24 protein-coding genes are annotated in these 25,920 nt (G+C 35.9%); 8 read left to right on the plus strand and 16 right to left on the minus strand.

Going from position 1 to position 25,920, the window contains the following annotated elements:
• A partial coding sequence (locus AC1FXZ_RS12785) for an enoyl-CoA hydratase-related protein (RefSeq protein WP_480054203.1) occupies nucleotides 1-237 on the minus strand: 237 nt, incomplete at its 3' end.
• Between the two features lie 612 nt (nucleotides 238-849).
• Between AC1FXZ_RS12785 and AC1FXZ_RS12790 the strand changes: the two genes are divergently transcribed.
• A complete protein-coding gene (locus AC1FXZ_RS12790) occupies nucleotides 850-1,092 on the plus strand; it encodes a ferredoxin (RefSeq protein WP_480054205.1) in 243 nt (80 codons plus the stop codon).
• A gap of 106 nt (nucleotides 1,093-1,198) precedes the next feature.
• On the opposite strand, the gene AC1FXZ_RS12795 is transcribed toward AC1FXZ_RS12790, so the two are convergent.
• The 6 genes from AC1FXZ_RS12795 to AC1FXZ_RS12820 form a co-directional block, all read right to left on the minus strand.
• On the minus strand, nucleotides 1,199-2,458 hold the full coding sequence (locus AC1FXZ_RS12795) for a benzoate/H(+) symporter BenE family transporter (RefSeq protein WP_480054207.1): 1,260 nt from the start codon (nucleotides 2,456-2,458) through the stop codon (nucleotides 1,199-1,201).
• Between the two features lie 197 nt (nucleotides 2,459-2,655).
• A complete protein-coding gene (locus AC1FXZ_RS12800; protein WP_480054209.1) occupies nucleotides 2,656-3,348 on the minus strand; it encodes an ABC transporter ATP-binding protein in 693 nt (230 codons plus the stop codon).
• Entirely contained in the window at nucleotides 3,348-4,112 is a 765-nt protein-coding gene (locus AC1FXZ_RS12805) for an ABC transporter ATP-binding protein (protein ID WP_480054211.1), read from the minus strand. The genes AC1FXZ_RS12800 and AC1FXZ_RS12805 overlap by 1 nt, the downstream gene beginning before the upstream one ends.
• A 24-nt stretch (nucleotides 4,113-4,136) precedes the next feature.
• Nucleotides 4,137-5,111 (minus strand): branched-chain amino acid ABC transporter permease, encoded by a 975-nt coding sequence (locus AC1FXZ_RS12810; protein WP_480054213.1) that lies wholly within the window; start codon nucleotides 5,109-5,111, stop codon nucleotides 4,137-4,139.
• 2 nt (nucleotides 5,112-5,113) lie between these two features.
• Nucleotides 5,114-5,980, minus strand: coding sequence for a branched-chain amino acid ABC transporter permease (locus AC1FXZ_RS12815; RefSeq protein ID WP_480054215.1), 867 nt, complete (start codon nucleotides 5,978-5,980; stop codon nucleotides 5,114-5,116).
• Between the two features lie 23 nt (nucleotides 5,981-6,003).
• Nucleotides 6,004-7,236, minus strand: coding sequence for an ABC transporter substrate-binding protein (locus AC1FXZ_RS12820; protein ID WP_480054217.1), 1,233 nt, complete (start codon nucleotides 7,234-7,236; stop codon nucleotides 6,004-6,006).
• Between the two features lie 305 nt (nucleotides 7,237-7,541).
• On the opposite strand from AC1FXZ_RS12820, the gene AC1FXZ_RS12825 reads away from it, so the two are divergent.
• Nucleotides 7,542-8,513 (plus strand): MBL fold metallo-hydrolase, encoded by a 972-nt coding sequence (locus AC1FXZ_RS12825; protein ID WP_480054219.1) that lies wholly within the window; start codon nucleotides 7,542-7,544, stop codon nucleotides 8,511-8,513.
• A gap of 96 nt (nucleotides 8,514-8,609) precedes the next feature.
• Here the strand turns inward: AC1FXZ_RS12825 and AC1FXZ_RS12830 are convergent, their stop codons facing one another.
• The 6 genes from AC1FXZ_RS12830 to AC1FXZ_RS12855 all read right to left on the minus strand — a co-directional run bounded on the left by AC1FXZ_RS12830 (nucleotide 8,610) and on the right by AC1FXZ_RS12855 (nucleotide 17,601).
• On the minus strand, nucleotides 8,610-9,836 hold the full coding sequence (locus tag AC1FXZ_RS12830; protein ID WP_480054221.1) for a benzoate/H(+) symporter BenE family transporter: 1,227 nt from the start codon (nucleotides 9,834-9,836) through the stop codon (nucleotides 8,610-8,612).
• 42 nt (nucleotides 9,837-9,878) lie between these two features.
• Nucleotides 9,879-12,095, minus strand: a complete 2,217-nt coding sequence (locus AC1FXZ_RS12835; protein WP_480054223.1) for a helix-turn-helix domain-containing protein — start codon at nucleotides 12,093-12,095, stop codon at nucleotides 9,879-9,881.
• Between the two features lie 156 nt (nucleotides 12,096-12,251).
• The gene (locus tag AC1FXZ_RS12840; protein WP_480054225.1) at nucleotides 12,252-13,619 is read right to left on the minus strand and encodes a solute carrier family 23 protein; all 1,368 of its coding nucleotides are present in this window, start codon (nucleotides 13,617-13,619) and stop codon (nucleotides 12,252-12,254) included.
• A gap of 226 nt (nucleotides 13,620-13,845) precedes the next feature.
• Entirely contained in the window at nucleotides 13,846-14,181 is a 336-nt protein-coding gene (locus AC1FXZ_RS12845) for a cupin domain-containing protein (RefSeq protein ID WP_480054227.1), read from the minus strand.
• A gap of 42 nt (nucleotides 14,182-14,223) precedes the next feature.
• Nucleotides 14,224-15,807 carry a class I adenylate-forming enzyme family protein gene (locus AC1FXZ_RS12850; RefSeq protein ID WP_480054229.1) on the minus strand — a complete coding sequence of 528 codons (1,584 nt, stop codon included), beginning with the start codon at nucleotides 15,805-15,807 and terminating at the stop codon, nucleotides 14,224-14,226.
• 426 nt (nucleotides 15,808-16,233) lie between these two features.
• Nucleotides 16,234-17,601, minus strand: coding sequence for an MATE family efflux transporter (locus AC1FXZ_RS12855; protein WP_480054231.1), 1,368 nt, complete (start codon nucleotides 17,599-17,601; stop codon nucleotides 16,234-16,236).
• 312 nt (nucleotides 17,602-17,913) lie between these two features.
• On the opposite strand from AC1FXZ_RS12855, the gene AC1FXZ_RS12860 reads away from it, so the two are divergent.
• The gene (locus AC1FXZ_RS12860; RefSeq protein WP_480054233.1) at nucleotides 17,914-19,176 is read left to right on the plus strand and encodes an L-lactate MFS transporter; all 1,263 of its coding nucleotides are present in this window, start codon (nucleotides 17,914-17,916) and stop codon (nucleotides 19,174-19,176) included.
• A gap of 52 nt (nucleotides 19,177-19,228) precedes the next feature.
• On the opposite strand, the gene AC1FXZ_RS12865 is transcribed toward AC1FXZ_RS12860, so the two are convergent.
• The gene (locus AC1FXZ_RS12865) at nucleotides 19,229-19,972 is read right to left on the minus strand and encodes a DNA polymerase beta superfamily protein (RefSeq protein WP_480054235.1); all 744 of its coding nucleotides are present in this window, start codon (nucleotides 19,970-19,972) and stop codon (nucleotides 19,229-19,231) included.
• 84 nt (nucleotides 19,973-20,056) lie between these two features.
• On the opposite strand from AC1FXZ_RS12865, the gene AC1FXZ_RS12870 reads away from it, so the two are divergent.
• The gene (locus AC1FXZ_RS12870; protein WP_480054237.1) at nucleotides 20,057-20,977 is read left to right on the plus strand and encodes a DMT family transporter; all 921 of its coding nucleotides are present in this window, start codon (nucleotides 20,057-20,059) and stop codon (nucleotides 20,975-20,977) included.
• Between the two features lie 104 nt (nucleotides 20,978-21,081).
• Complete coding sequence (locus tag AC1FXZ_RS12875; protein WP_480054239.1) at nucleotides 21,082-21,255, plus strand: hypothetical protein; 174 nt, start codon at nucleotides 21,082-21,084, stop codon at nucleotides 21,253-21,255.
• Nucleotides 21,256-21,339: 84 nt separating this feature from the next.
• On the opposite strand, the gene aroD is transcribed toward AC1FXZ_RS12875, so the two are convergent.
• The gene (gene aroD / locus AC1FXZ_RS12880; RefSeq protein ID WP_480054241.1) at nucleotides 21,340-22,110 is read right to left on the minus strand and encodes a type I 3-dehydroquinate dehydratase; all 771 of its coding nucleotides are present in this window, start codon (nucleotides 22,108-22,110) and stop codon (nucleotides 21,340-21,342) included.
• A 163-nt stretch (nucleotides 22,111-22,273) separates the two neighbouring features.
• Nucleotides 22,274-22,807, minus strand: a complete 534-nt coding sequence (locus AC1FXZ_RS12885; RefSeq protein WP_480054242.1) for a hypothetical protein — start codon at nucleotides 22,805-22,807, stop codon at nucleotides 22,274-22,276.
• 244 nt (nucleotides 22,808-23,051) lie between these two features.
• On the opposite strand from AC1FXZ_RS12885, the gene AC1FXZ_RS12890 reads away from it, so the two are divergent.
• The 3 genes from AC1FXZ_RS12890 to AC1FXZ_RS12900 all read left to right on the plus strand — a co-directional run bounded on the left by AC1FXZ_RS12890 (nucleotide 23,052) and on the right by AC1FXZ_RS12900 (nucleotide 25,895).
• A complete protein-coding gene (locus tag AC1FXZ_RS12890) occupies nucleotides 23,052-24,770 on the plus strand; it encodes a methyl-accepting chemotaxis protein (protein ID WP_480054244.1) in 1,719 nt (572 codons plus the stop codon).
• A gap of 123 nt (nucleotides 24,771-24,893) precedes the next feature.
• Nucleotides 24,894-25,337 (plus strand): universal stress protein, encoded by a 444-nt coding sequence (locus AC1FXZ_RS12895; protein WP_480054246.1) that lies wholly within the window; start codon nucleotides 24,894-24,896, stop codon nucleotides 25,335-25,337.
• A 120-nt stretch (nucleotides 25,338-25,457) separates the two neighbouring features.
• The gene (locus AC1FXZ_RS12900; protein WP_480054248.1) at nucleotides 25,458-25,895 is read left to right on the plus strand and encodes a universal stress protein; all 438 of its coding nucleotides are present in this window, start codon (nucleotides 25,458-25,460) and stop codon (nucleotides 25,893-25,895) included.
• The last annotated feature ends 25 nt before the right edge of the window (nucleotides 25,896-25,920 follow it).

Here is a 25,920-nt window from a genome sequence, read left to right on the forward strand (position 1 = left end):
CTCAGAAGCCTTTAAGAAATTAATGTTTGCACCTGCTGAGAAAAACTTCGGCATATCACTCACTAATACTGCTACTTTAATATCAGTGTCAAAACGGATATCATCAATCGCTGCATTTAGCTCTTTATAATACTCAAGGTCATAAGAGTTAGTTTTGTTTACATGAATATGAACCTCTGCAACACCATTTGCTTTTTTTACTGTAAGATTTTTTGCACCTGTTTCTACTGTAGTCATAATAAAAAACCTCCTAGAAAATTAATTTTTCAATTGTGTTTTTGTTTCTTTCGTATCTATTTCATAATATACATAATGTTCATACAATTAGTAAATTAGCAAATTTAACGATTATAAAGGGTTATATCTGTATTAACTCTAAAAAACTCGTTATCCCTTCCTTTTTCTCAGTTTTGTGACGAACGTCAAAAAATCATAGTGTAACCAAAATCGGTCTGACCTATTAAAAAACAAAAAGCTTTAACAAATTAATATCATCCAAATAAATATAATGAAATTCTCAGAAATACCTTGACAGAACTTTAAGAATATTCTATATTACTTATAATTAACGAAAGATAAATAAACATAATACTATGCATTCAAATAGTACAGGGGGGATATATTCTTAATAACGATATCTTTTAAAAAAACTAACCAAGATTCAGTTATTGATTGGCCTTTAACAATTGGGACCGATCGCGAAAGAAGTTACTCTTGTATATGACGCAACCATTTACACACTTAGATAGGTAAAACAAATATTCAGTTAAGTCTACATTTTAAATACATTACACAATACAAGAGACAAAATATCTTTTCACTTAAATTTATAATCAGGAGGAGAATAAAATGGCTAAATATACGATGGTTGATCAAGACACATGCATTGCTTGCGGGGCTTGTGGAGCAGCCGCACCTGACTTATTTGATTATGACGACGAAGGTATTGCAGAAGCAATTTTAGACAACAATCAAGGTATTACGGAAGTGGATTCAGATTTTGAGGATGACTTATTAGAAGCTGAAGAAGGCTGTCCAACTGAATCTATAAAAGTATCCAATCAACCGTTTCAAACTCCTGCAAATATTTAATGGTAAAACTTCTAAATAAGCCTACAGAAAAAGGTTGGTGTTTACCTTTTTCTGTAGACTTTATTTTAGCGAATATAGAGAAATGCACTGCACCAGGTTTGTTAATTTACGCTCCCTTAGCTTCTAAATCATCTTCTTCTGACTTTTGATCTTCATCCAATCTAAAATTAAAATCTCTTGTTTCTACTATTAAAGAGATAATGATTCCGATAACTAAAGCCCAGAAAGTAGCACCAATGGAAAAGAGTTGAATTCCTGAAGCTGCTATCAGAAAAGCAAATATAGCTCCGAATCTATGTTTTCTTTCAAAGGCTCCTTCCATAGCTGTAATCAGTACCTTCACTAACGCTAAACCAGCTATAATTGCTATAAAAAAGCCTGGTAATAATTGAAACAAACTTACAAGCCCTCCATAGAAAGGTGCGCAAACGACAAAGATGACACCCACTATAACTGCAGCAACCCATCTTTCTTCTTTTTTCCCAGCATCTGGAGACGAACAAATTGCCGTCATTGGTCCAGCTACACAAGTACTGTGCAGATAGAAGAAAGAAGACACCATCGTTCCAATTCCATTTGCTGCGGTAATACCATTCGCCGGTATCCGTTTATAGCCTGCAGATTTCAGTAGACTTACACCCATTGGAGTCTCCATCCCTACTAAAATGATTGCCAAAGGAAGACCATATGCTAGAAATGCTTCCAATGTAAACTCAGGCATTACAAAACGTGGATAGTCTACGACAAACTCAATGCCGGATACATTGACACCAGTTACTACTAGATAAATAACCCCCACTATTAACGAGCCAATTACTGCTGGAAACCTTGGTGCATAATTCGTCAGAAGTAGGAATGTTCCGATCATCAGAACGGTTGGGAGTAAAGCATTTTCTAATGGTTGAACCATATCTAGACCAAATTTCAACAATACGCCAGCAATCATCCCCATAACAATAGGAGTAGGAGTAAAGCGCATCACCTTTCCCATCACACCAGAAAAACCAACTAGCAATGAGATTAGTCCAGCTATTAACGTAGCTCCTAGAACTGGTCCCAACCCTACCATGGGGATTGCTGCAGTGAATAGAAGTGCTCCCGGTATTGAGTTGGCCATGGAGATAGGTTGACGGTAATATGTAGGAACCAATATACCAAATAATCCGTTTATTAAATAGAAACTTGTAATCCACATCATAATTAACCCTGATCCTAAGCCAGCAACTGTACCGGCACTAATAAAAACCAAGCCTACACTTAGACCAAAAATCCCTGCAACTAATCCGGCCGCACTGTTTTTCGAATTTATGTTGGCTCTAAAATCGGAGAATGCATTCTTGAAACCGATACCTTTTTCGACCTTCATTTTCTACACCCCTTAGTTAATCGTTTGATAGATAATTTTCAATAGGCTATTTCTGGGGCGAAATCTGCCCATCGAACAACACTTGTAATGAAGTGTTATGGATGTGAATTAAATATAGATCTCACCTAACAAACAACGTTGCTCATTAGGTGAGATCGAATAAGAAGCTGACAATCACCTTTTGTTGAACGTAACTGCTAAGAACTCAAAGATAAAAATTTATCCCTAACCTCACTGTCAAATTCATTAACCGAGCCGTCGAATACAACGGTTCCTTTGTTTAAAATATATACGTGATCAGCTAAATCAGAAGCCATTGTTAAGTTTTGTTCTACAAGTAACATCGACAAACCATCTGATTTCAATTGTTTAATAATTTTTATTACTTCCCTGACCATTAAAGGTGATAAGCCTTCGGAAGGCTCATCAAGTAATAGTAGATCAGGATTTGTCATCAAAGCTCTTCCAATTGACAACATTTGCTGTTCTCCACCACTAAGTGTCCCTCCCATTGATGTCTCACGCTCTTTTAGTCTAGGAAACATGTCAAAGACTTTATTTAAGTTCCAACCGTTTTTTACTGGACGATGAGTCGTCAGTAAATTCTCTTTTACTGTTAGATTAGGAAAGATTCTTCGTCCTTGTGGTACTAAACCAATACCTGATTTCGATACTTGAAAACTAGGCTTGCCATGAATTTCTTGACCATTCATGATGACCGACCCATCTTTAGGGGGAACCATACCCATTATTGAGTGAAGAGTTGTTGTCTTCCCCATACCATTACGACCTAATAACACGGAGACAGAGCCTTTTTTCACCTGTAAAGAAACACCATGCAAAATGTGACTTTCTCCATAATAGGTATGTAGATTCTTCACATCAAGCATCAACCATCACCCCCGGTACCAATATAGACTTGATTTACTCGCTCATCATTTCTAACCTTTTCAGGCGCACCCTCTACTAAGACACCACCATCATATAAAACAACCATGCGGTCAGCTAAACCGAATACAATCTCGAGGTCATGTTCAATAATCATTAATGTTAAATCTTTTGGCAGCTTATAAAGTAAATCTACTATATAGTCTGTTTCTGATTGAGACATGCCAGCTGTCGGTTCATCTAATAATAGAATAGATGGTTCAGTAGCAACCCCTAATAAGATCTCAATTTGTCGCTGTTCACCATACGATAGATTTTTGACAATTGCATCTCGTCGATGAGATAGCCCCCACTTTTCGAGAAGCTCATCAGCTTTTCGATACAATTCCGGGTACTGCTTTGTACCTCTAAACTTAAACCAAACATGACCAAAGCCTTCTTTTCTTTGTAGGACTAAAAGAAGATTATCTAAGACAGACAAGTCATTCAATAAATTATTTTTTTGGAATGTACGAACCATACCAGTACGCACCCTTTTATAATTAGGAAGCTTAGTAATATTTTTGTCGTAGTGAAAAATCTCTCCATGACTTGGTTCCATATCACCCGTTAATAAATTGAAAAAGGTTGTTTTACCTGCTCCATTTGGGCCAATAATCCCGATTCGCTCTCCTTTGTTAATTTCAAGAGAAATATCTCTTAAAATATGCAGTCCTCCAAAACTTTTCCCAACCCCACTAATCGTTAAGATCGTTTCTTGTTCCAAGCAACTCACCTCTATTTTTTGCATTTAGGCTGCAGACGATTTTTTTCCTTGATAGGAACTGTCTTTATTTATCTTCAACTTACGGTAGACACTCTGACCGATCCCTACAATTCCTTTCGGGAAGAAAATTACAAAGATGATGAATACTGCTCCAACAATTAACATCCATAAGTTTGTATATGAACTAACAATTGTTTCAAGTGATACGATCAATGCCGCTCCTAAAACAGGACCAAGCATCGTCCCGGCTCCTCCTATTAACACCATGATTAATACAGCACCAGACATTGTCCAATACACATCACTCGGAGCAATAAATCCATTGAAATACGTGTACAACGAACCAGCCATGCCACCTAAGCCACCAGCAATAACAAAGGCTGTATACTTATAAAGGTTCGTATTATATCCCATTGATTTCACTCTTGTTTCATTTTCTCTAATCCCAATCAGCACTTGACCAACCGGTGATTTCACTAGAACTCTCAAGGCCGCATAAATAACAAAGAAGATAACTAATACTAAATAAAAAATAGATACTGCATTGGAAAATTCAATCCCACCAAACGTAGCTCTCGGAATACCAGATAATCCGTTAGAACCACCTGTTAAAGTAGTTGATTGGTAAATAAAAGAATAAATCATTTGAGAAAAGGCCAATGTTAGCATCAAAAAATAAAATCCACTTACTTTCATACAGAATAAGCCGACAATAGCCGCTACCACAATTGAAAATAGAATTGCTAAGCCTAACGAAACAAGTAAATTACTAGATATATTTTGAGCAACAAGCCCAGCTGTGTAAGCTCCTACTCCAAAAAAAGCTGCGTGCCCTAATGAAACAAGGCCTGTAAACCCTACTAATATGTTCAAACTTAGCGCAAAGATAGCTAGTATAAGAATTTCTGATAACAAATTCAGATGAAAAAGCGAAAGGATAAAAGGCGCTAGACCAAGAGCAACTATCGCTATTAGAAATTTTAAAAATGTACTCTTCATAGTTAGGCCACCTTCTTTCCTAGTAAACCATTTGGTTTAAATACAAGGACAATTGCCATTAATCCAAAAATTAAGAACATACTTAATTCGGGAAATAAAAAGCGGCTAAACGTCTCTAATATGCCGACAAGGACACTAGCTACTAATGTACCTGCAATTGATCCGAGCCCTCCTATTACCAAAACAACTAAAGCCAAGATCAACGTTTGAAATTCCATACTTGGATAAATCCCGAGGATCGGAGCCGCAACAACTCCTCCAAATCCCGCTAATATGCCCCCAATAACAAATACAACAGTAAATACCAATTTTATATTTACTCCTAATGCTCCAATCATTTCCTTATCACTCAAACCCGCTCGAATAATGGCCCCCCATCTAGTCTTATCTTGAATCCACCATAATAAGGCTGCAATTGTAATTCCAATCAAGATAATCACTAACCGATAAACTGGAAATGTCTGACCAAATATCGACATAGAGCCTGAGAAAACTGGAGGAACAGTAATAGAAAGTACATTTGATCCCCAAATAAATGATGCAATATCATGAAAAACATAAGCCAAACCGAACGTTAGTAGAACTTGTGACAAATGCCCCAAATGGTAAGTAGGGCGGAGCAAAGTACGCTCCACCACTAATGCTATAAGTGCAACAACAATCGGGGCAATAAGTAAAGCAATCCAGAAGCTTTGCGAGTATGTTACCGTTAACGAATAGGCAATATATGCACCAAACATATATAAAGAACCATGGGCCAAGTTCAAGACTCCTAAAATTCCAAATACAAGCGATAAACCACATGTAATGATAAACAAGAGAAAACCGTACGATATGCCATTAACTAATTGTGCTCCGATTATATCCACACGAAAACTCCTTCCCTTATTGATTATTCTCCTGGATCTTGAACTTGCTCAATTGACTGAATAACTTTATTTTCTGTCTGATCACCTTCCATTACCGTTTCAGTAATGTACATATTCTGAATAATATGATGCGTTTCCTTATCAAACTCAATTGGACCACGTGGACTAGTAAAAGAAACATTTGAAATCGCTTCCACAATTGCATCCGGATTAGATACGTCTCCTTCTAAAGTAGTCAGCGCTTCGGCAATAATACGTGCAGCATCATAACCTTCAAGCGACTCAATAGTTGGTCGTCTGTCATAAGCTTCTTCGTATGCTTTTATAAATTCTTGATTCTCTTCTATCTCCAATCCATAATCCCAAAATGTTGATGCAAAAGCACCTTCTGCTGCAGTCCCGATCGAGCCACGTAAATCTTCAGCAACCAACCAACCAGAACCAACTAGAGGAAATTTATCTTTCAAGCCATACTGCTCATATTGTTGAACGAAACGAACCGCATCACTACCAGCAAAGAAAGCATAAACTCCATCAGCTTCAACACCACCAATTGTTGTCAAATATGATGCATAATCATTATTTCCTAGAGGTGGATAAACCTCACCAACAACCTCTCCCCCAGCAGCTGTGAATGCCTCTATAAAAGCAGCTGAAACTTCGCGTCCAAAAGCATAATCAGCAGCAGCAATATACATCTTTTCTCCAACATTTTCATATGCCCACTCACCCATTGAGTGTCCAATCTGCCACGAAGAGAACGATGATCTCCAAATATAATCACTTCGTTGTGCTCGTGTTAAATCATCACCACCAGCATGCGAAGCAAGGTATGGTAGTCTATTTGAATCAACATCATCACGAATTGCATATGCAACAGCCGTACTAACAGCTCCAGTTAAGATATCTATGTTATCTTGATCCATCAACTTTCTAACACGTCTTAAGGCAACCTGTGGATCTGCCTCAGTGTCCTCCTCGATTAATTCAATGGTTTTGCCTTCGACCTCCCAATTAATACTGTCAAAATAAAGTTTCATTCCATCAGATAAATCTTTTCCAAGTGATGCATAAACCCCCGAGAAAGGTAAAATAGAACCGACCTTCACTGTCTCCTTACTTTCATTATCAACTTGTTGATCTGAAGAACCACTTTCATCTTTTGAATCTGAACCCGATTGTATTGCGCTATTACCGCAAGCACCAAGAACCGTTAATATGAAGACGAAACAAAAACCTATGAACAATCTTCTCATCAAATTCATCCACCTCATTCGATAATTTGTTTAATAAGTAAACGCTTTCAAATAAAGAACTACCCTCCTCCTCTGTTATTCTAAATATTATAATATATCTGACAACTATTTTTTTCAACACTTATTTTTTACTTTCGTCTATAAAATATTAGGATAAATATCTTGAAATTATTTTTTTGTCGTTATAACCTTATTAGATAAAGGAGTTCACTATATAGAGTCTCTATTTTTATTATGCTTTAAATATCCATAGATATAAAAACATAATATAATAGAGGGATAATTAAGAAAAGGATGGATGCCACTTGTTACAATTAAAAAGTCCAAATAAAGAGGTTTTACCGATAATTGTTCCCGATCAATCTAGCTTAAGGACTATCAACTTGTTTCTTATTAAAACAGATCACTCACTCACTTTAGTTGACGCTGGATTTAATACAGATACTTGTTTTAATTACCTAACCAACACTTTATCGGAGAGCGGTTTATCCATTAAAGATATTACTGAAATAGTGTTAACACATCACCATAGCGATCATGTTGGATTGGTTAACCGGATAGTAGCTGATCATCCAGTCCCTGTTTATGTTCACCCACTCTCTATTCCACGACTAAAAAGGGATTCTGCGCTTCTTGAAATGAGAATTGATTTCTTTTCAAAGTTATATGAACAAATGGGTTGTGGCGAAATGGGCAGACAACAAGTAACTTACTTAAAAAAATTAAAAGAAAAAAACAAACACCTCGCCATTGAAACGAACCTAATCGATATTAAATATTTGAATATAAGTGATCTTGATTTTATCGAGGTTCCAGGTCATGCACCCGATCAGATAGCACTATTAGACTCAACAAAGAAATGGCTATTTTCTGGCGACCTTTTAATTAATCATATCTCTAGCAATGCACTCGTTGAACCCGATCAAAATGGTGAACGTATGCTAACACTCGTTGAACACATGAAGTCTTTAGAATCTTGTAAATCGTTACCTATCGAAATGGTTTTCCCTGGTCATGGTACATTAATTAAAGAACCGAAGAAATTAATCCAACAACGTTTAGATGGAGTTAGAGTAAAAGCTGGAAAACTACAAACACTCATTCAACAAGGAGTAACAACAGCGAATGAACTGGCCCAAACTATTTATAGAAGTAGTTACAACAAGCAGTTCTCTCTAGTTATGTCTGAAATCATTGGGCATTTAGATTATTTAGAAACCGAAGGAATGGTAAGCAAACGATTAACAAATGGTGTTTGGCATTATTCAACAAATTAGTAATATTCGTCAACTATTTTTTATAGCAACGTCAAGGAGGCTGTTTCAAAAACGATTTTTTGAAACAGCCTCCTCCTTATCTAGCGTATAATTATACTAAGCTACTTTACGTGGTACTTTCCCCTCACTCTTAAAATCTTCTTTTTCAAAAATAAAAGATAAACACGTACCAAATACAAGCCCCCAAAATGGTGAGCCGATATTTAATAAAGTAAAATCAGAAATCGTGATCATAAACGAAAATAAAGCCCCAATTTGAAATTTAGAAGAAAAACTGGCCGCGAGACAATTTTTTAGAACATTTAATAACGCCAAACCAGCTAACAACTGAATTAAGGAAATAGGTATTTCTCGGACAACCCCCATGACAAACCCAGCAAATAAGCCAAAAATAACCCATAAGATTCCCATGACGACAGCAGCTTTGTATCGATGTTCAATTTTTCCTGATGATTGATCGGCTATAATCCCTGTCATCGGCCCAGCTATGCAAGCTGAATGCGCTCCAAAAAAACTGTTGATGAAAGATCCAATACCACTCCAAGTAGTCAATGCGTTTGCTGGTGCTCTATATCCTATACTGTTTAGAATTGTTATACCTTGTGCATTTTGAATAGCAATTACTGTAACTAATAAAGGAATTGTTAACTCACTAATTGTACTTACGTTTATTGTTGGCATATACAATTCCGGTATTGATATTGCGAAAGAGTTTGAACCTATAGAAATAGGATTATCTATAGACATAATAACGAATGCAATTATTATTGCTCCTAATATAGGAGGTAAAATTTTACCTAATCGCTTATAAAACGTTAAAAATAAAAAAACAACAAGCGTAGCTCCATTTAAAAAAGGCAACTCTAAAACAGACATAAAAATGTTTATCCCAAATGGCAATAGTACCCCAGATACCATTGCCATCATAATCGGCAATGGTATCGCATTCATAAATAAACTAGTTGATTTTGTAATAGCAATAATAAGTAAAAGAACACTGGTAACCAAATATGCGCCTAATACATCAGTGAAGGAATGACTCATTAACGTCGTTCCAACTAGAACCGCTCCAGGAATTGAAAAGGCAACAGGGATAGGCTGTTTGTAATAAATTGATAAACCAATTGTAGATAGACCACCTACTACATAAATAGCAAATATCCATGATGTTGTAATTGAATCAGTTAACCCACCTATTTCAGCAGAATTCAGTACAATTAGCAATGGACCTGTAACCCCAAAAAGCCAAGCTATAAAACCATTAACAAATATGGGTAAAGACCAGTTTGAGTAATTCTCTTTATTAAAAGATAAATACTTCATATACTCTCCCTTAAACTTTTTGTAACTTTCATTTAGTAACTCTTAAATTAATTGCTTCGGATTAAAATTAAAAAGATTATATAGTTTGTAGGACATCATTATCTCAAATCGCACCTCAGCATCATTTAAATCAATTTCTAAAAGTTCACAAACTCGCTCAAGTCGATATTCTAACGTACTTCGGTGAATAAAAAGTTGGTTAGATGCGTCTCTAAGGTTCCCATTATTATTCAGAAAAACTTGTAGTGTTTTAAATAAGTCGACACTATTATTTAGAGAATAATTTAATAATGGTCCTAAATTTTTCTTGACAAATAATTTAGCTGCTAATGGATCACTCGTATTATTTAAGATGGTATAAGAGCCAAGATCATCATAAAAAGAAAAATTACCTTGCGGACTCCGGTGCAAAACAACATTTTTGGCTTTAACTGATTGGGCATAGCAATCATAATAGTCCTCGATTTTATCTGTTTTACCTCCAATCCCCAAATACACTTTCGTTTCGGTCTTTTCTGTGTCTATTAAACTCTTTATACGTTTAAAGAAACCTTGCCAGTATTCTAATTGTTGATTGCTATTTTTCGCTTTTACAATAAAAATAAATTCATGATCTTTACGAGTAAAAATAATTGTAGAGTCATATAATAAAAGTTTCGTTTTAATTTGATCCCACAGCCAAGACTTATAACTTTCTAGTACTACTAGATTCGTCTCGCTTTTATCGTCTATTTTTAGTGATAAGGTTGCTATTTGATGGGCTTCTAAAATATCCCAGTTAATTAGCGTTGCATATTGAATTATTTTTTCCTGGTCGTCTATTTTCTCAGAAAACAGCTTATTTATAAAACTTTCTTTAACTTGTTCTTTTGCATCAAGTACGAGCTTCTGTTTTATAAACTCTATTGCATAAATATTTCGGGCATGATCAAGAGTCAACCTTAACATTCGATCGACCTTCTGCTTAGGTATACAAACAATCAAATAGCCTAATACATCCCCTCCACCAACAATTGGCCAGGCAACACATGGTGAATTCTCTAATTCGTCTAGCCAAAATTCACGCGACTTCAGCTGTGTAATACTTTGTTTTTGTTCTATTACTTTTTCTTCAATGATCGATTGTAGATGATGCTGATCCTCAGTAAAGTAACTTGATATCGGCTTTAAAAAGCGATCATAAAGCAAGATTGGACTTTCTAAAATAGAGCTAATTGTTTTCGATATATCATCCAAATCTTGTCCCTGAACCGTTTTTTTCACAAGTTCTTGATGGTGTTCCATTAGTCGTTCCATACGTTTTTTACTTTCAAATTCTAATTCGTAAAGTCGTGCATTTTCAATCTGCATAGAAACGAAAGCGGATACAAACTTTAGAAATTCTAAATCATCCTTCGAAAAAATTTTGTAAACTTCTTTATATACACATAGCACACCGATTGTTTTGAGATTAACAACTAACGGGATTGTCAATTCACAGCTGCCAGTCTTCTCAACATTAGGAAAATAGCTATCGAGTGGCAGACTAGATTCCACAACTATCGTTTTAGTCAATGAGGTAGATCCATAAAAAGGAGGGTGCAATGTAAAGCGACTATTGTTTTCATCATACAAGTAAACAGCAGCCCCTTTTGCCTGAGTACCTTTTCCAGCACGTTCTACCGTTTTTTCTATTAAATGCTCTATCGTTAGTCCTGGAAAAATATTTTCTTTTATCCACTCAATTCCTTTAATTTTTCTCTTTTGACTCTCCTTGTCCCTCGCTAAATTCATAGCTACTGCTACATCTTGCCCAAATTCAACAAAGGTTTTTTTAGCCTCAAGCACTAAAGGCGTATAATCGCGAAATCCAATTAGACAAAGCCCAAATTGCTTATTATTATAGTTCAGTGGAACCGTAAACCACGTTGACAGTTGTTCTTTTTCCATTGCTTCTTTAAAGCTGCAAGTGAAACCTTCCATCTGTTCATTTGGCCACCAAAAAGCATCCTCAAGAAGATTAGGTGAACAATTCCTCAAGTCTAATTTTAATGTCTCCTCAATGGAAAACCCTTCACCTATCCACACTTTGGGAATTAATTGCTGATCCTCTTTTAAAATGACACCTATTAAATCACACGTGAATTTTTTATGAAATGACTCTAATAGGTAATTCAGAGTTTCTTGTAACGTATCGAACTTAATCAGTTGTCTAGTAATATTTCGTAGGTGCGAGTTAATTTTTTGCTTCAATTTCTCCTGCTTAATGTTCAAATCCATTTATAAACTCCCCTTATAACGTGTTACCAATAGAAGTAAAGTTCGTGTAGATACATTGTTCTGTAATGGAAAATCAGCTTGAAAGATACACTCTCAAGCTGACCCATTTATACTATATCCTTAGTATACCAAGACTGCACTGAAGATTCTTAATTTTTAACCTACTTTTTTGATATCTTTTGACTGATCATCATCACTACTAAACAATCTTGTCTTTTGAAGTATAAAGAATAAAACTAACCCGATAACGATCGCATAAGATGCACCGTACGTAAATAACACAATAGCCATTACCCCAGCGACACCACGCTCTGTGTTATCTTTTAATTGTTCAATCCCAATTGAAATACATAAATAACCAGTAATTATTAATGTTAACGATAAGGCAATCGGGAGTACCGGCTGAAACAACGTTACTAAAGGTAATAAAATCGTAGCTAAGAACATTGCCATAATTAAAGAAGCAGTACCCGAGTATATAGAATCCATCGCATTACGACCGTATTTATATCGTTCCAATACAGAAGCTGTACCAGCTGTGAAAATCGGCCCCGCTAATCCAGGATGTGGTGCAAACAGTGCATGTATCAAATTCCGGACAAATGTAAGCGTATGCATATTTGTTAAGCTTAAACGAACCTTTTCATCAGGTCGAAATTCACTTGCCCTTTTAAATAATGAATCCCCTACAACTATGTCACCATAAGCAATTATATATGCAAGTAATGCAGTTGGAATTGAAAGTAGTATAATATTTAAACTTGGAAAACCAACAACAAAAGGTGTGAAGCTCCACAACTCAGCAAAGTTAGGGACAACGATACCCCATTCAACAACAGGCGCTGGATATTCTCTTGTCATCCAGCCAATCACAATCGCAACAACAATCGCTGACATAACTCCATAATTTCCAATTAACCTAGCAATCCTATTTTTCTTATACAGGTTATGAAACGATTTCGAAAACATAACATAAAGGCAAACAATTGAACCGATAATTAAAGAGATTGGCGTTTCTGCTAACCTTCCCCCTTCTACTATTTCACCATGGATGGCGGCAATACCTGCCCCAATTAAAATACCACCTTTTAAAGAATTGGGTAATTTTGTAACAATGAGTCTCCCCAAACCAGTTATTCCAAGCAGTAAGAATATAATTGCTACTGACAATTGTAAAGCAATGAGAGCCTGAACTGCTTCTGGCCCTGGTTCGAAATTTCCCAAAAAGATAATCACTAATGGGATCGCTGCTGTAATAAAGCCTGGGACTAAAGGAACACCCATTAATGGTCCCATAAGCATCGTAATAAGGTAAATGATTGCAACTGCTAACGCAGCATCATAAGAAAACCCTACATAGTTCTGAAGCAATGGAATAACTGACAGCCCAATTGAAAACAACACAAAGCCTTGAATTAATTCGGGAGTTTCAAGACGAAAATGTATGAAAGGCAACCTGATTTGAAAAGGACCTAGTTTCCAATACGGCTGTTCCTCTCCATCCTTACGCTTAAACAATGCCATGCTTTCTTCCCCCTTAATTTTTAATTGAATAACTAATGTGAAATTGTTAAATCTCGTGTTAAGACAGAAGATAATTGGCAATCTCACCGAAAAAAATAGAAACCTATAACGTCTATAGATAATTTTCTTCAATGCCGTTTTTCTTGATAGTAAATGGTTATCAAAGAGCTGACACCATTGGCCAGCTCTTTGATATTAGTGTAACTTTATCCTTAACCAACTCTATTTAAACAAACTTTAATGGCTCTATTGTTCGAGCAAGCAAGATGCAACCTTCTTTTGTAAATGGAGCATGAATAGTATCTTTAGAAGTGTAAAGATAATCCCCTTTTCCTAACGGATACTTTCCTACTCTACACTCCCCTTCAATCACATAAACTTCTTCGTCTGCCGGATGATCATGAAGTGGAAACGAACTGTTCGGCTCCATCTTTATTAAAACAGTACTTCCCCCTGTTTCAAATTTATAAAGAGTCTTTATAAATACACCTTCAAACGGGAGCGCTTTCCATTCTTTACTAGCGGGAACATAACGGCTTTCTTTCAATTCTTGAGAACTCATTTGTTTCTCACCCTTTCTAACCTACAGATTAGATAAGTCAACTTAACGTAACTCTGTTTTCAAACTTGTTTTTAGTTGTTCTTGTAAAGCGACTTTTTTTATTTTTCCACTTGCTGTCATAGGGAGTTCATCAACAATCAATACCTTATCAGGCACCTTGTAATCAGCAATTCTAGTCTTAATGAAATCAATTAAACTTTGTTCATCCACTTGGGCAGACGGCTTCAATTTAATGCATGCACATGAAATTTCACCTAGAACGGTGTCTGGCAGTCCAACAATAGCAACTTCAAGGACGTCTGGATGTGTATAATATACCTCTTCGATTTCACGAGGATAAATATTATACCCCCCACGAATAATCATCTCTTTCTTACGCCCAACAATGCGAAGATACCCATGTTCGTCAAGTGAACCTAAATCACCTGTATAAAACCATCCATCGTCATCTAAAGCTTCCTTTGTCTTTTCTGGCATGTTAAAGTAACCTTTCATGACGCCAAAACTACGACAAGCAATTTCACCAACTTCTCCAGTGGCAACTTCCTTTCGCTCATCGTTTACAATTTTGATTTCAGCCCCCGGTAAAGCTTTTCCAACGGTTTCAGCTCGAATAATATCGTTATCTGTAAACTTAGTCATCGTTAAAGTTGGTGATGTCTCACTTAGACCATAAGCTACGGTTATATCACATCCCATGTCAGAGCGAATTTTCTTAACAATCTCCACCGGACACGGTGCTGCTGCAATAATCCCTGTTCTTAACGTTTTTAAATTAAACTGTGAAAACTCAGGATGGTTAAGCTCTAAAATAAACATCGTAGGAACACCATGCTTAACAGTTACTCCTTCTGCCTCAATAATTTCTAAAGCTACTTTAGGTTTATACTGATCTACTAACACCATTCTCGCAGCAGAAGCTATGGTGCTTATAATGCTTGGGACAAGTCCAAATACATGAAAAACAGGTACCGCTACCAAAAAAACATCGTCTTTTGTACATTTCATTTCTTCGCCTGATAATACACCTGTCTTCACAACATTTGAATGCGTTAACATTGCTCCTTTTGGTGCCCCTGTTGAACCTGATGTATAAAGAATAGAAGCAACATCTTCTTCAGGATTAATTACAACGGGTGTAAAATTCGAACCATCACTCTTATCTATCAAACCTTCATAATTTAGTAATCCATCAGCTTGATAACGAACAGTAATTAAATGCTCTAATGATTGAACAGTCTGTTTTGCTTGAATAAATTGTTCAGAATGATTAACACCACTAAATTCATTCGTAAAAAAAGCAATTCTCGCTTCAGAGTTCTTTAAGATATACTCTACTTCGTCTATTCGATAGCGCGTGTTAAAGGGAACTATTACTGCACCGACATGAGAAATAGCCATAAAGATAACAACAAACTCATTCCAATTCGGTAAACAAACTGCTATTTTATCCCCTTTACGTATCCCCATTGTTTGCAAAGATTCAGCGAGGCGAATTGATTTATTCCAGAGATCCTTATATGACATTCTCGAAATACGATCAAAAAGAACTTCGCGATCAGGCCCTTCATTGAGAGCGCTTTCAAGCAACTGTGAAATACTTTTTTGACCAAGTTCTCTATACATATCATCATCCCTTTAGCTTTTTTATTCCTGTTTAAATACTAATCTATTCTTTACAACTTTTGTACCTTAAAAATGAGGAAATAAAAGATTGTATTTTCTTAAAATTAAGGAAATTAACTAAATAAGTTCATTATTTACACTTAACACACTTATATTAAGACCTAATTTTCTTCACAAAAAGAGTTACTCAAAACTGATCACTCCATACATACTACAATAATAAAAGTTCCAATTGTGACAAGAGTATTGACAGGTCTTTATAAGATCTTTTTCCTTGCAATAACAATCGCCAACCGTATAACGTCTGATTTCCCCAAAATTATTAATAGTAAAACCATACTAGATGTCAAATCTTATATTAAATAAATAGATGAACTTACCGTAAATGAAGGAGGAGCTAAATCATTCTTACTCCTCCATTCTCATTTACACATTCTCCATTTTTTGAACAGCAACTTGCTGTTGTATAAAACGCAGACGGAAGTGAAATCCAATTGCAGCACATGTTAAACCGAGAGTAATACCGACCCAAAAGCCAAATGGACCTAGAGGTGTAAACGCAGCTAAGCCATAGCCTGCAGGAATACCAACAATCCAATAGGAAATGAAAGCTGTTATAAACGGAACTTTCACATCTTTGTACCCTCTAAGTACACCTTGAAGCCCAGATTGAGCTGCATCTGAAAGTTGATAAGCAATTGCAATAATAAAAAACTGTCCTGCCAAAGTGACAACGTCTCGATCCTCGGTATAAAGAGTGGCAATCTGCTCTCTAAAAACAAATAGAAATACAGCATTTATCGCTAAAACTCCAATGCCCCCAGCCACCCCAAGACGGCCATATTGCTTCGCTGCTTGAAGCTTACCTGCACCAACTGAGTAACCAACAACGATTGTCAACGCCATAGAGATACTAAGTGGAATCATAAAAATAAGAGAAGTAAAACTAATGGCAACTTGGTGGGCTGCAACAGTTATCGTTGTAAACATCACTCCAATCAAAAGAGTCACAACGGAGAAAATACTAGATTCAAAAAAAATTGAAAGACCGATCGGAATACCGATTCCAAGCTGTTCTTTCCATGCTTTCCAAGATGGAATTGCCCATTTTACAAAAATTTTATAATGCCTAATAACTGTAACCTTAAATGTCATCCAAACACTAAAAAAGAAAATGATCCAATACGTAATAGCTGTCGCATAACCAGCACCAATACCACCTAGCGCAGGAAAGCCTAATTTTCCAAAGATTAGTCCATAATTTAAAAGGACATTAAACGGAACTGCCATAACGGTAATAACCATTGTAATACGTGTATATCCTTGAGCATCGAAAAAATAGCGAAGTACATTCGCTGCAAATAATGGAACGATACCAATGGCTAAACCAATCAAATAATGATAAGAAATATGATAAACAGATGGCTCTAAATTCATTAATGATAAAAGTGGTTCTAAGAAAATGAAGCCACCAATTACAACAATAATTGAAAGTATTACTGATAAATAAAGAGATTGGATAACCGAGTTTCGTATTTCTCCTCGCCTGCCACTTCCAATGAGCTGGGCAACAATTGGGGTAACTGCGAGTAAAATACCATTTATTCCGGTAAAGATCGGCATCCATAAACTTGAACCAATCGCAACTCCGGCTAAATCTTCCGTCCCTACTCGGCCAGACATCATTGTATCAACTAAATTCATAGCAAAAAAACTAATTTGTGTAACCATTATTGGCCACAATATGGTCAGAAATAAAGAAAACTTTTCTTTCCATGTTTCAGCATGATACATAACTTTCCTCCGTAAATCGTTAATAACGTACTCGTTTGAAAAGGTTTGTACTTTTCAACGTATTCCATTTTAAATTCCAATCCTCTTATAATAACAAAAAATAGCCTAAAAACACTAACTTTTTTTGCCTCATTTATTGTAAACGCACTCATCTTTATATGCCCAGTTTTCGTAACTTAATTCAATAAAAATGCTAAAATAAACCAAACAAAATCTTATTAATTTTCGAATTTGTTTGATTTTTTCACTTATTAGCTTTATTCTGTATGTAAGGGCTTACAAAATATCTATTATAAGGAGGAGAAACAACATATGAAGACAACTAAAAACAGATGGCTGATTGCTTTATCGGCTATAGCTATCCACTTATCAATTGGTGCTGCCTACGCGTACAGCGTTTATCAGAATCCAATTAGTGAGTCACTCGGATGGGCTGGTTCTCAAGTAGCTATAGCATTTACGATTATGATGGCACTCGCTGGAACTTCTGCTGCTTTTTTTGGAAAGTTTGTTGAACGTAACGGCCCAAGAAAATCAGCAATGGTTGCAGCTGTTTTATTTGGAATTGGTCAGGCGGGCTCAGGAGTAGCCATTGCAATAGAATCACTCCCGTTATTTTTACTTACATATGGGGTATTTAGTGGACTCGGACTTGGTATCGGTTACATTTCACCAGTATCCACATTAGTTAAATGGTTTCCAGACCGTAGAGGTTTAGCAACTGGGATGGCTGTACTTGGATTCGGAGCAGGTTCTCTTATTACTGCACCTGTTGCTGCTAGCTTAATGGAGTCAATTGGTATTACATCTACTTTCTATTTATTAGGTATTTGTTATTTCTCATTAATGATTCTAGGCGCACTATATATCGCACCCCCTCCAGAAGGCTGGATGCCAGACTCTATGAAAAAGGACATGGCTACGGGTAGGAAAATCATCAAAAAAGACTTAGCTCAATTAACAGCAAAAGAAGCCGTGAAAACGAAACGCTTTTGGATGTTATGGTCAATGATGCTTATTAATACAACTGCCGGTATCATGATTATTTCAGTAGCTTCTCCAATGGCACAAGAAGTCGTTGGTTTAACAGCTGCAGCTGCAGCTACAATGGTTGGGATAATGGGAATCTTTAATGGTGGGGGAAGACTTGGATGGGCTGCTGCTTCTGATTATCTAGGTCGCCCAAATGTTTTTTTAATTTTCTTTGTAATCCAACTCGTCGCCTTTTTCACATTGCCATTTACAACAAATGCAATTCTTTTCACTATTATGATTTTACTTGTTGTTAGCTGCTATGGAGGAGGCTTCTCTAACCTTCCAGCGTTTGTAGGGGATCTTTTTGGTACAAAGCAACTAGGGGCGATTCACGGTTACCTTCTTACAACTTGGTCATTAGGGGGCGTATTCGGACCAATTATCGTTACCCAAATAAGAGAAAGAACAGAAAGCTATATTCCTGTATTTTATGTTTTCTCTGCCTTAATTATTTTGGCTTTCCTAATTTCAATCTTGCTCCGTTTAGATATTAAGAAAAGTGAGCAAGAAGCTCAAGAGCAAGGGCATGCGGTTTCATAATCCTTCTCACCCTGACCGACTAGTCGGTTAGGGTGAGAATTACTATTTTTCGTTACTGACCATATGCTTCATTCAAACTTTCCTTCAAAACAAGTTTGTACAAAATCTTCTCAACTTCCTCTTTAACTTCTTCTTTTAGTAGTTGTGTTAAATATTTATTTTCCAACTCCTTAAAGGTAGATAACTTATCATTTATTAATTTCATATATTCGTTCTTATTCAACCCACCATCTTTAATTTTTAACATAAACTTCCTGCCCTCTTCGTCATATCGGATCGCATCTGCAAAATTTGTGAAATTATTATTTTCAAAGCGTTCAATAAAGTCGAGAATTCGATATGAGTGCATTGCTGACTTGGTGTCATAACCAAACCTTTGAACTAAATCATTTGTACTCTTATTTCCTTTTTCTACATATTTAGCTTTACTCAAAAACATACCTTTACATGCTTTATACAAGTAAGGTAAATTCATAGTTGCGATATCATTTTTTATTGAATACAACTTTTGCACCGATTCTTTCACTAAACTCCCCTCGCCAATAGCAAAATCTGCAGAAAATAATACCTCAACAAAATTCACATTTGATTTCCACCATAAATTGACCAACTTCCGAATATCGTGAAATTCTTCATCCACTGCTAAACTAACTTTACTTTCGGTAAATATTTTATTGTAATACAGATCATCAAATGTTGGGATGACAAACACTTTATAATCTTTATCTGATTCTGGCGTTCCTAAATTATAATTAATGGACCCAACGGCTGCTTTTAGAACTTCTTTCCTTTTCATTTAATCATCTCCTCATACAAACACATTGAATAATATTATCTTTTAATACATGTTACAATGACATGATAATAAGGGGGATATCACATGCTACGATCTTATATACTTCTTCTCATTACAGTTATGATCTTTTCCGGCAATATTATAATCGGTAAAGCTATTAATGATTTACCACCCATTACGATTACATTTTTTCGATGTTTAATTGCATTTTTGATTCTACTGCCATTAAGTCTGAAAGAATTAAAAAAAGGCCAATCACTTTGGCGCCAAGAATGGAAACCTCTTGTTGGCTTATCGCTAACGGGTGTTGTTATCTTTAATTACTTTCTTTACGCATCATTACAATATACCTCTTCAACAAATGTAGCAGTAATTGAAGCTGCAACTCCAGTCTTTACAGTTTTATTAGGAGTGTTCTTTTTAAAAGAACGACTTAGCATTGTTCAGTATTTAGGAATCTTTCTCTCCTTAATGGGAGCTTTGTGGGTCATTTCGAAGGGATCTTGGGAGAGTTTTAGTCAATTTCATTTTAATATAGGAGATTTATTTGTTTTTATCGCAATCTTTTCTTGGGCAGTTTATTCGTTATTAATTAAACAGCATAGTTATAAATTCCCTCTATTCGGGAGCTTGATAATCATGATATTTATAGCACTTGTTATCCTGTTTCCTTTTGCAATTTATGAGTGGAAAGCCGGGGTATTTCACCTATTTGATTATAAATTGATCTTTGGGCTACTTTACTTGGGGATTTTCCCATCAGTGATCGCCCTTATTTTTTGGAATAAAGGAGTCAGTGCAATTGGTCCTTCTAGAGCATCCATCTTTTTGAACTTTATACCCGTGTTTACAATTATTGGGGCCGTTCTATTTTTAGGGGAATCCGTCTCTTTTGTCCAGTTGATTGGTGGATTATTAGTCATTTGTGGGGTTTACTTGTCAACAAAAGAACGAAAAAATAAAGTTAATACCGTTAACTTAGGAGAGAAGGAATTGCCTAGTTAGAACTCTGGAACAAACAGGATAGAAACAGTTCAATTCATCTTTACTTTCATAAAACTCCTTACAAATCACATACTATTATACAAACAACAATGGGGGTGAGCGTATTGAGTGGTTGGAACAAGCAAGCAAGTCAAAACAATAATTTCCAGCCGGATTTAACTTTTCACAACGAAAAGCTAGCAAACAAAAAAGTTCAATTAAATGTTCAAGAACAGGTTGGGATGGAAGCCATTGGTCAAGAAGAAAAGGATGTAAGACCACAAGGTGGGAGTAAATAGGAGATTAAAAACTAAGAGGTTGTCATAAAACGTAGCTCTAGGATCTGCAAATAACTTGCAAGACTATAGACAACCTCTCCTGAATTATTTTGCTAAACTTTTATGTAACAACGATAATGTTTGGCGCAGCTCTTTAACTGCTAGTTGGCCAGGTGCCGATGCCTTTTGAGCTGCTCCAAAGGTTACGGCTGAACCGAATACTTCTCCAGCTAAGCGACTAATGACCCCCTGCCCTGCCATTGACATTGTAATAATCGGACGGTTCGCGTATTGTTCTTTCATTGTATTCGTCGCATCTAGTAGTGTTACGACATCTCCTGCGTCCACAGGCATTACAGCAATTTTCGGTAAATCCCCACCAAGTTCTTGAGCTTTACGTAAGCGTGAGACAATTTCTTCCTTTGGTGGGGTTTTGGTAAAGTCATGATTTGATATAATAACAAATGCATTGTGCTTATGGGCAGTTTCAACAAGAGCCCTTACAACCTTTTCCTCATTAAATAGTTCAACATCAATAATATCAACTAAACCCGTTTCAACGATTTCCTTATTTAATGCTAAGTAGAGGTCGGCACTTATTTCCTTTTCTCCACCTTCCCTTGCACTTCGAAACGTGAAAACAAGTGGCTTATCCTCTAAAATAATTCGAATGGCCTCAAGTGCCTCTTTTACTTTTTCAAAGTTTAGGACTTCTTTAAAAAAGTCTACACGCCATTCCACAATATCAATATCTAATGAACTTAAATAATTGGCTTCTTTTTTTACTTCATCGTGTGTTTGTCCAACTATTGGCACACAAATTTTAGGCATTCCTTCTCCAATTACTGTTTCTCTCACCTTTAGTAAATCTCCCATCACGCAACTCTCCTCTGGCTAATCCTAAATTAAATCCAATTTTCACTTTTCACTTAATTCCATCATTTTGAAGTATACGAAACCTTTTGATTTCAAGTCAATTCTTCAATAAGCCCTAATCTACATCTTCTTCAAACCATTATGGTATCTCTATAACCTAATTTTACATTCTAGATTCGCTCACCATTTCATTTAATTTATGTAACGTTAATAATACATGATCGACAAACTCTGGTATCTCCCCCATATTCTCTTCGTTAATTTTATGATCAAAAAGTAACTCTACTGTATTCGTATATAATTTTTCAGATGCGCCATACACAAAGCTAATTGTTTGTTTCGGTAACAGTTTCGGATCCCAAATGTCATCGAGAATTCCTTGAATTTGCTTGCATTGTTCTACTATATCTCTTATTTGCATAGTAAATTGAACAACCAGCTCACAACCGGGGTTTACACCTGGCACTTCTAAAATCTCATCAGAAAGGTCCTTCATGGAAGCTTTTAGTCTAATTTCTGCCATAACTTTTCTTTGAGTTGATAAAGTGAATTCGAGACGGAATTCTCTTGACATTATCGCTAATTCTAAGCGGTCATTGCGATTCATAATATCAATATCACCAGAAATATTATCCAAATCATATATGTAATTCTCAATTCGAACTTTTAAGTTATCAAACACAGTTGGGTCATACATTGATTTATCTCCTCACTACAATGATTAATCTTTATTTTATAGTATAGCAAAGCAGTTATTCACTAACCATTTCCCCTAATTTTAACAAAAAGTGTGATTAACATCACACTTTTCTATCTGGAATGGTACTACACTACTAATTAAGAAGTTGTTTAAATAATTTAAGCCACTATTAATAAAAAATCAATCTTTCAACGGCTCCCACAAAACAACTTCAACTTTTGCCAAGAGGTGTAGTACTATGATGAAATCAACCAAAATCACAAAAAAGCTAGGTGTAATTATCCTGTCAATGATGTTAGTCTGTATTGCTACGATCTCCTTTTCGAATTATCATATCACTTATAAAAATGTGAAGGAAGCTGCTGGGATTGAGCTTTATGGATGCGCAAACATTACTACCGGATTATTAGATACTGGCGTAATCGAGCAATTAGCCAATGGCGATTTTTCGAAAGCACTGGAAACTGGTGAACTTATCAGTTGGACTGTAGACCACAAAGACATTTTTAGTTCACAGTACATATTGTCTTTAGACGGAACTCTTTTAGCTGCTGATAAAAATTTACAACAGCAGGGATTTACATATGGAGACTTATTTTATCTTGATAATGAAGCTCTTTTTCATTTAACTGAAATGAAGCACCCCACTTACTCGGATGTATATGAATTTGGAGGTATGGAGCGACTAACAGGTTATGCGCCTATTTTTAGAGATCATGATCCTACTAAAGAAGTAATTGCAATCAGTGCAATTGACTTTGATGCAAAAATCATAAAAGAAAGAACATGGGCAATGATCGGCGAAGGAATTGTTGTTGCAATTATTCCTATTTTACTCGTTGCTATCATTACGATTTGGTTGATCGGACGTACAATTAATCCTTTACTTCTATTAAATCGTTATGCACAAAAAATTTCAGATGGTGACTTATCCGTTCCACCACTAGAAAAAAAGCACGATAAGAAAATTGATGAAATCGATGAATTAATCGAAAGTTTTAATGGTCTTGTGTCAAATTTCAAAACCATTATCAAAGAAGTTGTTATGAACTCAGATCATGTGTTTCATTCGTCCAAAGTCATATCAGATGGTTCTGAGCAAGTAAGTGAATCAGTCCAACAAATCTCTGAACATATGCAAGAAATCATGACGCGTACTCATCTGCAAGTAGACAATACCTCTAAGGTAGATCAAGCAATTGCAAATATATCTAACGAATCTCAACGAATAGAAAACAAGATTAAACGTATATCAGAGATGTCAGACTCTACTACGACTCAAGCAAAAGAAGGTAATCTCGTTGTAGAACAAGCGATTACCCAAATGAACTCTATTAGCGATCATACAAATTCAACTGTAAAAGTAATCTCTAATCTAGATAATAAAGCACACGAAATCCAAGAAATTGTTTCACTAATAACAAGCTTTGCTGAACAAACAAATTTATTGGCCTTAAATGCTTCTATTGAAGCTGCTCGTGCTGGAAGTCACGGTGCAGGATTTTCAGTTGTCGCTCAAGAAGTAAGAAACCTAGCTGAAGAATCTAGAAAGGCAACGACGAACATTGCCGCACTCATAACCGAAATTAAGGAAGAAGCAGAAACTGCTGTAAGTGTAGCCACTGAAGGTAATAAATCAGTAAAGGAAGGTCTCTTATTAGTTACCAATGCTAGTGACTCTTTTACCGAAATTTCATCGTCTATTTTTGGTATTACGAATGATATCAATGAAGTTAACCAATTATCAAACGAAGTCAACAATAACATCCAAGAAATAGCTTCTACAATTGAAGAAATTAAAACAACCTCTATCCATAATTCAGAGGATGTTCAACAAGTAACTAACTCAACTGAAATACAATCAGCCACTCTACAGGAAATTGTTTCGTCAGTTCAAAACCTTGTAGAAACAGCTGAAACATTAAATAGTGAAATTAGTAGATTTAAAACAAAAGAATAAAATTAGTGTCCGTTTTCAAATAAATGTATCAATTGTGACAAAAGTCACTTTTTCTATTGTAAAAATCAGGTATTCTATATTTGTTAAGATATTCCGTATAATACTTAAGGAGAGTGAACTGTTATGGGTTTAAATTACCAATCAATTCTTGTCGCTGTTGATGGTTCTAAAGAAGCTAAACGAGCATTAGAAAAAGGTATAGATCTAGCAAAAAAAGACGAGGCGAAACTAGTAATTGCTCATGTAATTGATAGTCGTCCGATCACGATAACAGAACATTATGATACAACTTATGTAGAACAAGCAAAAGTTCAAGGTGCCGAGCTTCTTGAAGACGCTAAAAAACTTGCTCAAGAGGCTGGTATACAGGAAGTTTCAACAGACCTATCTTATGGTTCACCAAAAGACAAAATACCACATGACCTTGCCTTTAAGTATAATGCTGATTTAATTATTGCAGGTGCTACAGGGATCAATGCTGTGGAACGTTTTTTCATTGGAAGCGTTTCCGAAAATATTGCTAGACGAGCTAAATGTGATGTAATAATCGTGAGAAACCGAGACTAGTAATGATTGTGAAACCTTTGTTAGCTAAATAGAAGTGTGATCAAAATCTATCTCTTCATTTAAATTAACGTTTAAAATATAGGTAAATAGGAAATGTAACTATCATAAGGAGTGAATACTATGAGTTCAAACTACCAAACAATTCTTGCAGCTGTCGATGGATCAAACGAGGCAAAGCGAGCACTACAAAAGGCGATTGATATCGCGACAAAAGACGAAGCAAAACTTATCATTTCTTATGTAATTGACAATCGTACGACAGGTACTCTTGAACACTATGATCCTACGTTCGCAGAACAAGCGAAAAGTTTTGGCCAAGAGCTACTTGAGGAATATAAAAAAGCTGCACTTGAAGCCGGTGTATCTGAAGTCTTAACCGATATAACTTATGGCTCGCCAAAAATTCGCATCCCAAAAGATGTTGCTGAGAAATACAATGTAGACTTAATTATTGCAGGTGCTACAGGGCTCAATGCGGTGGAAAGATTTCTGATTGGAAGTGTTTCTGAAAACATCACCAGACGTGCGAACTGCGATGTATTAATTGTCCGTAATTAAAAAGTAAAAGGTTGTCTCATTTAAT

The sequence above is a fragment of the Halalkalibacter sp. HAAS-P014 genome (assembly GCF_056619965.1).